Here is a 10,979-nt window from a genome sequence, read left to right on the forward strand (position 1 = left end):
GACGGCTGCGCAGGCCGCCCTATTGCCAACCCAACCAATCTCTACCCAGATCAACCTCGGACTCTTGTTATGGCTGGATGAGAAACGGGGGTCACGTCATATGCCACTTTCATCGCCCTCACCCAGCCCCTGATCGTCACCGAGGGAAAGACCGACGGCGTCTATCTTCGCAACGCCATCCGGAATTTGCCCGCGTTTCACCCTGCGCTTGGCCATATCACTCCAGAGGGTTTCAGTTTCGGAGTGAGGATCTTTAACTACGAGAACCAGACACACCAACGATTGCGAATAACGGGTGGTATCGGTCCTTTGTCCACCTTCATGATTCACTATGGGGCGCGATTGAAGCGCTATGGTCACCGCCCCTTGGCAGCCCCTGTAATCGTATTGATCGACAACGACACGGCCCTGACCAAGGAGCTAAGGGCGGCACTTGATCGAAACTACGGTGTCAAAGTTGATCTACTCACTCCCGCGTCGTTTTACCATCTGACAGACAACCTCTATCTGGTAAAGACGCCGGAGCTGGGGGCGTCAGGCGTGTCCTGTATCGAGGACTTTTTCGATACGGCGACGCGCAAGCTCCCTCTCGACGGCAAAACCTTCCATGCTGATGGAAAGGGATTCGACCCAACTCGGCATATTGGCAAATCGCCCTTCGCCAAAAAAATAGTGGCGCCCCGGGCTGCGACGATCGACTGGACCGGGTTCGCTCCATTGTTGAGTCGCATCGCCGCTGTGGTGGCGCACTACAAGCATTGATGCGCCGCGTTGTAGGATGCCCAAGTGTAGTTCGCAGCGCGAATCTCAGCCGTCAACTCGGTCGAAAGAACGGCGGCGCGGCGTCCAGCGGATACGGCGCGTGAGGGACGAGGTCAGGGCGTTTCGTCGACCTTTCTGATGAGGGCCTCGAAGGTCCGGCCGTAGTCCGTGTGCATGGCGTGCAGCCGCCGCCAGAGCCGATGGGGCATGGCGCGCTGGTGGCCGAGGTAGGCCTGGGCGTTCTGGCGGTGCCGGTCGCGCGACGTACGCCATGCCGGGGCTTGCCGCCGCCATTCGCCCGTCGGCTCCGCGTCTTGCAGAAAGGCCGCCAGGTCCGCCGTCAGAAGGTGGAAATAGCCGCTCTGTGTCATCTCCGCGAGCAGTCGATCGGCCACGGGAGCTGCTTGGGCGGGATCTATGAGCGGAAGCAGGCTTAGAAGGTCGTTGAGATTCCCGGGCGGCGTTGGGCGCGCCTCGGGCAGGATGAACCGGCGAACATCCTTGCGAACAGTCGCGAACAGGGTGCGGGCGAGCGCCCCCTCCACCGCCATCGGCGAATTGCGGAAGGCGGCGTTGCGGTCGAGAAACTCTGCAGGATAAGGGGCTGCGAAGAGGGCTGAGCTAGGGACCAGGGGCAGACAGACGGGCAGAAGGCGCGGACTACGGCGCAGCATGTTGGGCGTGACGGCGGGCGGGAGGCGGTTCGGGAACAGGGTGAGACCCGCGTTCAGATAGGCCTCGGCCACCAGTTGGGAGCAGAAGCGAGACGAGACCTTGGCGGCGCGCCGGGGCTTCATCGTGGTGAGTACGGCCCCCAAGGCGTCATAGGTGTTGAAGGCGAGATTTCGCGCCTCAATCGCGGCCCGAGCTGCGTGGCCGGCGTTCTCGGGCGCGACCCGCAACAGGGCCCAGCGTTTCGGCTGAACCACGGGCACCCGGGCGAAGGACAGGCTGCGCACGCCGTCAGGCATGGCCTCAATGAAGTCCTCGCCGACCCAGATCATGGCGTGGCTAAAGCGTCCACCGGTTACGGCTGCGACAAAGGCGCTGTTGAGGCCACCGCCACGTTCCAGGACCACATCGCCGAGTTGAAGGTGATCCGGATCGAACAACTGGACATCCGGCGAGGCTGCACGGGAGGAGGCGAGCTGGCGCATGCTTCTCGTCTATTCAAAATGGAAAAGGCGTGAACGGCCAGTAAGAGAGCGCTCTTGCTGTGATTCTTCGCAACGAAGATATTTCGTCCTTGGCGAGGCGCTAAAACTCGCACCCGCTCTGACTATGGTGGGCAGAGATACTAAACGGCCACCGGGACTGCGGCGGCGACCAGCGCCGCCAAGGCGACCTGGACGTCGGTGTAGAGATCGACCTCGGCGCCGCCTGCGTCGATCTCGACCACGAGAGAATAACGGGCCTCGCGTGGTTGTTCGCCACGGCGGAGTTGGGATTTCCACCAGCCACCTACGGGGTGGACGGCGAGGACAGATCGGCGCGCCAAGTCGCTCGCGGCGCAGGTAATTTCGTCGCGCTGCACCGAGCCGACGTCACGGCGGCGTGCGCCGAAGCGCCAGCCATCCTGATCGCCGCCGGCCTGAGTGAGGTCCAGGCCGGCTTCATCGGCTTGCGCCGCCGCATTGATCCTCTGTTCGAACTTGGCCGCGGATTCATCGGCGCGCTTCAGCTTGAACCGAAGACCGTGAGACCCGTATTGCAGCTTCCGACCGCGTGCCGCCTCGGCCGGGTTTGGCTCGATGAAGGTGGAAAGGGTCACCCTAAGGGTGACCTCCCGCGCTCCGAGCGCGCGGAGCCGTTCGATCGGCCAAGGCAGGGCGTGCAGTTTGATATGGTTATGGACGGCGGGGCCGCCGTTGGCGCCAGGTGCATAGGGGGTGATCGCGTCCTCCACGATCAGGGTGACCATGTCGTCGGCGGATCGGATCGCTCGAGACAGGTCAGGGACGCCGTAGCCGTACCTCTGGAACAGGGGCTCGTAGTGACCCTTGTTGGGGTGCTCGGGCAGATGGGCGAGCATCGGCGTCGTCCATCGGGCGGACGCGACCATGAGGGCGCGAATGGTTTCCGGCCACCGGTCGGGGTGATGGGTCCAGGTCTGCGCGGCGAGGCGGCCGGCGAGGGCCGTAGCAGCGCTTGTCGCCTCAATGGTTGCGAACTGTTGGTTAGCCGGCGTGCCTGAAGTGGTCAGAAGGCAAAGGTCCCTATGGGCAAAGGCCGGGGGGAAGTTTGTCATCAACAGATTGCCGCCTTCCAGCACGATGTCCGGCTTTAGCGGCCAGACGCCGGCCCATGAGGCAGTCTTGCTGTGAGGCGACAGATCTCCACCCGTCGCCAACGGTTGGCCCACGCCGGGATCTACGAGCACGGACTTGTCGGTGAAGGCCCCAACGGTAAGGGCGTTCCAAGCCTGAGCCGGGGCCTCGATCTCCTGGTCCCCATGGTCGCAGACGGCATGGTAGGCGTCGGTCTGGTGCAAATCCGTTGGTACATTGCCCGCGCTGGTAACAATCAGGCGGCGGTGCGTCTTGTTGCCGGAGACGCCGGCCGCGAGTTGGTCGAGTTCCGTAGACCAGGAGGTGGGCGCGCCATCGTGGGGGTGGTCGTCAGGCGTGCTTAAGGCCAGGACGAAGACTCTGTCGCGATCAGCTTCCGCCTCGGCGGCGTTTACGCCCCGGCGGGTGACGGCGCCGAGCAGGTAATGAGGATTGATTCCGGCGTCGGGGATCAGCTTGACCGATTCCAGCCTGTGAGAGATCTCGATGGGAGAAAGGGTCTCGAGCGTAGTCGTCAGGTCGCCATAGAGGGCGAGGCCGGCCATTCTGGATCCGTGGTCGTGGATATCGTCCAGGCCCCAGGCGGGATCAGCCGCGAACCGGTCCGCCGCAGACAGGGCGGGAGCGAGAAGGGGATGGCCCAAGGTGACGCCTGTATCGAGCAGGGTCACCCGTACGGGATTGGTCTGCTCGTCCGCGAAGGTCGTGCGGTCCAGAAGTTCATCCGACCACTCGGGTTGCTCCTCGACAGGCAGGCCGTCGAAGAAGTCCGCCGTGGTGGCCGGCTTCGCCAGCGCAGAGACCATAGCGGCTGTGTCACGGATGAGTGCCGTCAGGGCGGTTCGGCTGGCAGTGACCCGGATGATCGTCTGTTCCGGGAAGTGCAGGCGGTCTGCCGCTACGTGGAGGTTCGCCGCGGCGGCGGCGTCGACGAGGGTTTGCACCTGGCCGGGGGTGACCCAGACCTCCCAGTCGACAACGTCGACGGCGTTGGCCGGGAAGGCCTCTTCCGGGCCTCGCCACAGCGTGCGAAGGGTGGCCTGCTGGAGCGTTCCGATGCTTTGGACGAGGTCGGCGTTCTTTCGGCGCCCGCTTGGCAGATCTTCATCGCGGAAGGCCGCGACCTTCTTCTCGAGCTGGCTCACAGCCTTGGCAGGAGCGAAGAAAACCAGTTCGCCCCGGTCGTCAGGGGCGGGGCCGGCCTTCCTGGATTTCAGCAAGGTCAGGCCGGACTTGTCGAACTTCTCGGTATCGATGGGTTCGCCGGCCCGCCCGGTTAGGGCGATATAGGCACCTGCGCGATCCTCCGCAGGCCGCAGGTCTTCAAGGGCCTGCAGAATGGCCTGTGCGTGACCAGCGCGGTCAGCGACGTTACTCGGTCGGCGACTTCCGCCGCCGGCCGCGGGTGGGCGGAAGTTCTGGGCCAGGCCCGCGATCGGAACCAGGATGTGGGGTTTGTCGCGCGGAGCCATTCGTATCGCCGATGAGCTGCAAGTTGCGTCGCCGTTCGAGGGCGTCGAGGAGCACGGGGGTGGAAATGTTTTCGAGCCCTGAGAGCAGCGCGCGGCGCGCGGCGTCCTCGGTCCCGCGGATCAGATCCGCAGTCGACAGTCCGGCGGCGGTCTCGGATACCTGCTTCCAGGCGATACGGCCGGTCTGGAAGCCGCTCAACCGCCGCCGCACAGTTTGTTCGATGGCTTTGGCGTCGGGAAGTTCATATCTCAGGACGACATCGAAGCGCCGCAGGATGGCGGAGTCCAGAAGTTCAGGAACATTGGTCGTGGCGACGATGATCGACGGACCGGGATCCTCCTCCAAGAACTGAAGGAAGGAGTTCAGGACACGGCGCGCCTCGCCGACGTCGTCGCCGCGTGTCCTCGATCCAGCCAGTGCGTCGATCTCGTCGAAGAGATAGACGCCGCGGGTCGTGCGCACCGCATCGAAGACTGTGCGGAGTTTGGAGGCCGTCTCGCCGAAGTATTTGGTGATGAGGCCGTGCAGCAGCACGTTGAACATCGGGAATTTGAGTTCGCCGGCCAGAGCTGCGGCCGTCATGGTCTTGCCAGTGCCGGGAGGCCCGGAAAGCAGCACCTTCCGTCGCGGCGGCAATCCGTGAGCCTCGAGGCGATCACGCTGGCGGGTCTCTGCCACTAGATGCTGGAGCTCGTCCTGGATCGATCCGGGCAGGATCAGGCTTGAGAGCCTAGTGGACGGATAGCTCGCACCAACGAGCTCGCCGAGCTCTCCGCGTGGCGTGGCCAGCAGGGCTGGTCCGGAAGAGGCGGAGCGACGCGGCGTTTTCCCCGCGTCTGCCCAAGCGCGCAGTTGCTCCGCGAGCCGGACATGGCCCTTCTGATCCTCCGCCGCAGCAAGCTGCATGGCGAGATCGAAGAAGCGTGTCTCGTCTCCCTCTGCGTGACTCTTGATGAGTCCGATGAGCTGCTGAGCTGAAGCCATGGCTAAGGTTAATACGCGGTGATTGCCAAGAAGTTGATTCCGGATATTGCACCCTACGCGGGGCGAAGGTGCGGCGATAGCGGATGCTGGCGCTGGGAGAGTTCAGACTCATCCTGGCCTGCCACTGTCCAGTGTCGCTCAGGCTGCGAGGCCTGCAGCAATCAGGTGGAGAGATTCTGGGCGCAGGTGGGTATAGCGTCGGAGCATTTTCCAATCCTTGTGACCGGTAACGAGCGCGACCTGCTGGATCTGAAAGCCTGCCTCGAACAGTCTGCTGGTCCCTTCATGACGAAGGTCATGAAAATGCAGGTCCGCGATTCCGAGGCTTTTGCAGGCCCTTGTGAACGCCGCGCCGGCTGATCGATGATTGAAGGGGAAGATTCGCAGGTCCGCATTCGAGCGGGCAGGGCGCTGGCATTCTATCAGCGCGACTGGGTCGAAACCGGAGACGGATAGAAGTGGGATTCGCTGGTCGTTTCCCGTCTTCGCGCGAGGGTCTTTTCGGTCGCGAATGGTTAGCATCTTGGTCCGGGCTGCGTAGTCATCCCAGACGACGTTGAAGATCTCTTCCTGGCGCATCGCCGTGGCTATCGCGAAGCGAATGACGGCTCCCATGGGTATAGTTTGGCGGGGCATATCTTCGAAGTGGCTGATCAAAAGCTCCAGTTCTTCGTCGCTGGGCCGGCGATCCCGCTCGACACCCTTGCCAATCAGGCCAAGACGTTTGAGGGCGAGACGGGCCATATCAATGGCTTCAACCGAAACCGTCAGGCCGTGAACCGCCGCGGCATGGGAGAGGATGAGCTTGATCGCACCGATATCGATGCTCAACGTCATGGGCCCGGCGCCTTCGGTGGCGCGCTCCCGACCGAAGTCGATGAACAACTGCCGATCCAATTGGGCGATCTTCTTCCCGCCCAGGCGCGCCTTCAGCATCTTGAGCGTCGCCGCTTTCGACCGCCTGGGCGCCTTCCCGACGGACTTCATGTCCTCAATATGTAGGTCAATCAACTCGCCGAACGTACGAAGCCGCGCTGACCGAGAGGGGGTAGGCGTCTCGCCGCGATCAATCCGACCTTCGGCTTCGGTGGCCCATCGCCGTGCATCGTCGCGTTTGAGGAAGGTCTCGCTTATATAGCGACCCTTCCGTCTCACCTGGACCCGCCACGTTCCTGACGGGAGTTTCGAGTACGTCGCCATTTCGTGTGCGCTCTGTGTGCACTGAGGTGTCGAAAACTCGGAAAAAACGTCGCAACGCGTCGTAAATTTGAGCGCCTGCGCCACCTTCCAACTTTTTGATCTTACTGAAAAAATGTCTATAAATCAAGCTCATAGACTGTCCGTGGCGCCGATGATGGACTGGACCGACCGAAACTGTCGGGCGTTTCATCGTGCGTTGAGCGCGCGCGCCCTGCTGTATACGGAGATGGTGACGGCGCCGGCGGTGATTCACGGCGATCGGGACCGCCTGCTGGGCTTTGACGCGGTCGAGCATCCGGTGGCGCTGCAACTCGGCGGCTCGGACCCGGCCCAGCTGGCCGAGGCCGCGAAGATCGGCGAGTCGTATGGCTATGACGAGATCAACCTGAATGTCGGCTGCCCTTCAGATCGCGTGCAATCGGGCCGTTTCGGCGCTTGTCTGATGCGCGAGCCGGAGCTGGTGGCCGACTGCATGGCGGCGATCAAGGAGGCGGTCGCCGTGCCCGCCACCGTCAAATGCCGCATCGGCGTCGATGATCAGGACCCGCAGGAGAGCCTGTTCGCCACGGTCGACGCCTCGGCGGCGGTGGGGATCACCCACTTTGTCGTCCACGCGCGCAAGGCCTGGCTGAAGGGCCTGTCGCCCAAGGAGAATCGCGACGTGCCGCCGCTGGATTATGATCTGGTGCGGCGACTGAAGCGCGAGCGGCCGCATCTGACCATCTGCATCAACGGCGGCATCGGCGACCTGGACCAGGCCGAGGCGCATCTGGACGCCTCGGACGGGGTGCAGTTGGACGGCGTCATGCTGGGGCGCGCGGCCTATCACGAGCCGGCGCTGATGGGGCAGGTGGACCGCCGCATCTTCGGCGAGGCTGTTGAAGACGTGGACGTCTTCGAGGCGCTGGAGCGTTACCGCCCCTATATGGCGGCGCGGCTGGACCAGGGCGCCAATCTGGCGAGCATGACTCGGCACATGCTGGGGCTGATGCACGGCCGGGCGGGGGCGCGGGCCTTTCGTCGCATCCTGACCGTGGAGGGCGTGAAGCCCGGCGCGGGGCTGGAGGTGGTGGATCGCGCGGTCTCGGCCGTGCGTGAGGCCGAAGCGCGGCAGGCCCGTCTGGGCGAGAGCGAAGAAGCGGCCTGATTCCTTAGACGTCACCTATTTCTCTCGTCATCCCGCGGTCTTGTTATGCTCGCCGGAGGATGGCGAAAGGGACCCGCCTTGCACCCTTTCCGGGATGACGCTGCCGGGCTGTGCGGCTAAGCCATCGGCCATGAGCGCCCTTCCCCTATCCGAACTCGTCCTGATGCTCGCCGCCCTTGTCGGCGCCGGGGCGATCGCCGGAGTGATCGGCGGCCTGTTCGGCGTCGGCGGCGGGACGGTGCTGGTGCCGGCGCTGTTCTACGCCTTCTCGGTGCTGGGCGTGGGCGGCGAGAGCAATTTGCACGTCGCCATCGGCACCTCGCTGCTGACGATCGTCGCCACCTCGCTAAGGTCGCTGGCCACGCACCGGGCGCATGGGGCGGTGGATGAGACGGTGCTGAAGACCTGGACGCCGTGGGTGGCGTTCGGCGGTCTGGTCGGGGCGGCGATTGCGGGCTTCACCTCGATGGAGGGTCTGGCGGTCGTCTATGGCGCCTGTCTGCTGTTGGTCGCGGCGCAGATGGGGGTGATGCCCGAGCGGTTCACCCTGAGAAAAGACCTGCCGACGGGCTGGGGCCGTCGCGGGGCGGGGACAGGCATCGGCCTGCTGTCCGCCATGATGGGCGTGGGGGGCGGCAGCTTCGGCGGCATGATGATGACCCTGTGCGGACGGCCGATCCATCAGGCGGTCGCCACCGCCTCGGGCTTCGGCCTGGCGATCGGGGCGGCGGCTGCGTTGGGTTTCGCCTTTTTCGGCTGGGATGCGCCGGGGCGGCCGCCGCTGTCGCTGGGTTATGTCAATGTGCCGGCGGCGGTGATCATGGGGCTGCTGACGGCGCTGACGGCGCCCTATGGCGCGCGGCTGGCGCACCGGCTGGACCGCAAGATCCTGCGCCGGGCGTTTGCGGCCTATCTGTTGCTGACGGCCCTGTCGGTGGTGCTGAAGGCGCTGTGAGCGCGACTAAGTAGATGCCCGCAGGCGGGCGCTAACACTTTGTCGAACAACGGCGGGGTAGGAGCGAGGCTGAACCTCCCTCTGTCTGAGCCGTGAGCCATGCTGCAGAACCTGTCCGTGCCCAAGAAGCTGATCCTGTCCTTTATGGCGGTGATCGGGGCCTGCGGGGCGGCGACCCTGATCGTCCTGTGGTGCGTGGTCTCGCTGCAGCGCGCCGACGCGGCGGACCTGACGTCGCGCGAGGTGATGAAGGCGTCCGACCGCCTGCTGGCCGCCGCCGTCGAGCAGCAGAACGCCATGCGCGGCTATGTCGCCAATCGCGACCCGGCCTTCATCGAGGTGTTCGACACGAGCGGCGCCGACGTGAAGGCGCGCATGGCGGACCTGGCGGCGTCGGATGTCGAGGGCGCCTATGTCGCCGAACAGACGGCCCTGATCGCCGCCGCCGCTGCATTCGAGAAGAGCGCTGCAGAGATCATGGCTCTGGCCCGCGATCCCGCAGCCGATGGTGCGGCGCAGTCGCAGGCGGCCGCCGGCGCCCGCCTGACAGACATTCGCCAGGCGGTCGGCGCCATCCAGACCAGGGAGGCGGCTCAGGCCCAGGCGCGCGCCGAGGCCAAATCCGCCGCCTTTGTTCAGGCCTATGTCTCCTTCGCCATCGGCGGGGTGCTGGCTCTGGCCATCGCCGTGGCCGCCGCCCTGTGGCTGATCGGCGCCCTCAGCCGCCCGGTGGAGGCCATGACCCGCGCCATGGGCCGTCTGGCCGGCGGCGATCTGAACGTGGCCATTCCGGCGATGGGCCGCCGCGACGAGATCGGGCGCATGGCCGACGCCGTCCTGACCTTCAAACAGAACGCCGAAGAGAAGGCGCGTCTGGAGGCCGAGGCCGAGGCCGCGCGCCTGGTCGCCGAAGCCGAACAGCAGGCGCAGGCCGCCCGCGACGCCGAGGCCGCCCGCCAGCAGGCCCAGGTGGTCCAGGGCGTGGCCAGGGGGCTGGAGCGCCTGTCGGGCGGCCAGTTGGCCTTCCGTCTGAACGACCCGTTCGCGCCGGAATATGAAGGCCTGCGCACCGACTTCAACGCGGCGATGGATCGGCTGCAGGGCGTGATGCGGGTCATCGTCGAACGCGCCGCCGCCATCGGCGCCAGCGCCCGCGAGATCAGCCACGCCTCCGACGACCTGTCGCGCCGCACCGAACAGCAGGCCGCCAGCCTGGAAGAGACGGCGGCCGCTCTTGAGCAGATCACCGCCACCGTGGCCCGTTCGGCCGAGGGCGCGATAGAGGCGGGCGGCGTGGTGCGCGGCGCCCGGTCCGAAGCGGTCGAGGGGCAGGCCGTGGTCGGCCGCGCCATCGCCGCCATGAGCGCGATCCAACAATCCTCGAACCAGATCGGCGCCATCATCGGCGTGATCGACGAGATCGCCTTCCAGACCAATCTGCTGGCCCTGAACGCAGGGGTAGAGGCGGCGCGGGCGGGCGACGCCGGGCGCGGCTTCGCCGTGGTGGCGTCCGAGGTGCGGGCCCTGGCCCAGCGCTCGGCCTCTGCGGCCAAGGAGATCAAGGCGCTGATTTCGGAATCCGGCCGTCAGGTCGGAGCGGGGGTGGCGCTTGTGGGCGACACCGGCCAGGCGCTGGAGCGGATCGCCGGTCAGATCGAACGCCTGACGACCATCGCCGAAGAAATCGCCGCGTCTTCGCAGGAGCAGTCCAGCGGCCTGCAGCAGGTCAATATCGCCGTGACCCAGATGGATCAGGTTACGCAGCAGAACGCGGCCATGGTCGAGCAGTCGACCGCCGCCAGCCATGCTCTGGCTTCGGACGCGGTCGAGCTGGATCGGATGATGGGGCAGTTCGCGTTGGACGACGTGCGTGATCTGGACGCGCGCGGGCGGATGGAGGCCCTGGCGCGGGCGGTGGCGTAGGGCGCCGACCCTCTCCCTCCCCGTCCCGGTGAGGGTGGTCGCGAAGCGACCGGGTGGGGAGGGCGAGGTGATCCTGAGCGCCCCCACACCACCCACCCGCCGTCATTCTCGGGCTTGACCCGAGAATCCAGCCCCGCAACGCCTGAACCGTCGTGAGGGCTGATGTGGTCGCCGTCGTGTTTGCTGGACTCTCGGGTCAAGCCCGAGAATGACGGCCAGATAGAAGACGCGCACCCATCGCCCTGCC

Annotated in this window: 8 protein-coding genes; 4 read left to right on the forward strand and 4 right to left on the reverse strand. The window is 65.5% G+C overall.

The window, feature by feature from the left end:
* The first annotated feature begins 342 nt into the window (after window positions 1-342).
* Window positions 343-762 (forward strand): hypothetical protein, encoded by a 420-nt coding sequence (locus ACLBV5_RS11505; RefSeq protein WP_447605768.1) that lies wholly within the window; start codon window positions 343-345, stop codon window positions 760-762.
* A gap of 113 nt (window positions 763-875) precedes the next feature.
* Here ACLBV5_RS11505 and ACLBV5_RS11510 read toward each other — a convergent pair whose 3' ends face one another.
* The 4 genes from ACLBV5_RS11510 to ACLBV5_RS11525 form a co-directional block, all read right to left on the reverse strand.
* Window positions 876-1,919, reverse strand: a complete 1,044-nt coding sequence (locus ACLBV5_RS11510; RefSeq protein WP_200168045.1) for a hypothetical protein — start codon at window positions 1,917-1,919, stop codon at window positions 876-878.
* Between the two features lie 140 nt (window positions 1,920-2,059).
* A complete protein-coding gene (locus tag ACLBV5_RS11515) occupies window positions 2,060-4,522 on the reverse strand; it encodes a S8 family peptidase (RefSeq protein ID WP_200168046.1) in 2,463 nt (820 codons plus the stop codon).
* Window positions 4,422-5,507, reverse strand: coding sequence for an AAA family ATPase (locus ACLBV5_RS11520; protein WP_200168047.1), 1,086 nt, complete (start codon window positions 5,505-5,507; stop codon window positions 4,422-4,424). Before ACLBV5_RS11520 ends, ACLBV5_RS11515 begins: the two co-directional genes overlap by 101 nt.
* A 138-nt stretch (window positions 5,508-5,645) precedes the next feature.
* The gene (locus ACLBV5_RS11525; RefSeq protein ID WP_234288783.1) at window positions 5,646-6,494 is read right to left on the reverse strand and encodes a site-specific integrase; all 849 of its coding nucleotides are present in this window, start codon (window positions 6,492-6,494) and stop codon (window positions 5,646-5,648) included.
* 325 nt (window positions 6,495-6,819) lie between these two features.
* Between ACLBV5_RS11525 and dusA the strand changes: the two genes are divergently transcribed.
* From dusA to ACLBV5_RS11540, 3 genes are all read left to right on the forward strand, one after another.
* A complete protein-coding gene (gene dusA, locus ACLBV5_RS11530) occupies window positions 6,820-7,854 on the forward strand; it encodes a tRNA dihydrouridine(20/20a) synthase DusA (RefSeq protein ID WP_447605769.1) in 1,035 nt (344 codons plus the stop codon).
* Between the two features lie 130 nt (window positions 7,855-7,984).
* Window positions 7,985-8,809 carry a sulfite exporter TauE/SafE family protein gene (locus tag ACLBV5_RS11535; protein ID WP_278070558.1) on the forward strand — a complete coding sequence of 275 codons (825 nt, stop codon included), beginning with the start codon at window positions 7,985-7,987 and terminating at the stop codon, window positions 8,807-8,809.
* Between the two features lie 99 nt (window positions 8,810-8,908).
* The gene (locus tag ACLBV5_RS11540; protein ID WP_447605770.1) at window positions 8,909-10,732 is read left to right on the forward strand and encodes a methyl-accepting chemotaxis protein; all 1,824 of its coding nucleotides are present in this window, start codon (window positions 8,909-8,911) and stop codon (window positions 10,730-10,732) included.
* Window positions 10,733-10,979: the final 247 nt, after the last annotated feature.

Source organism: Brevundimonas sp. M1A4_2e (assembly GCF_053345555.1).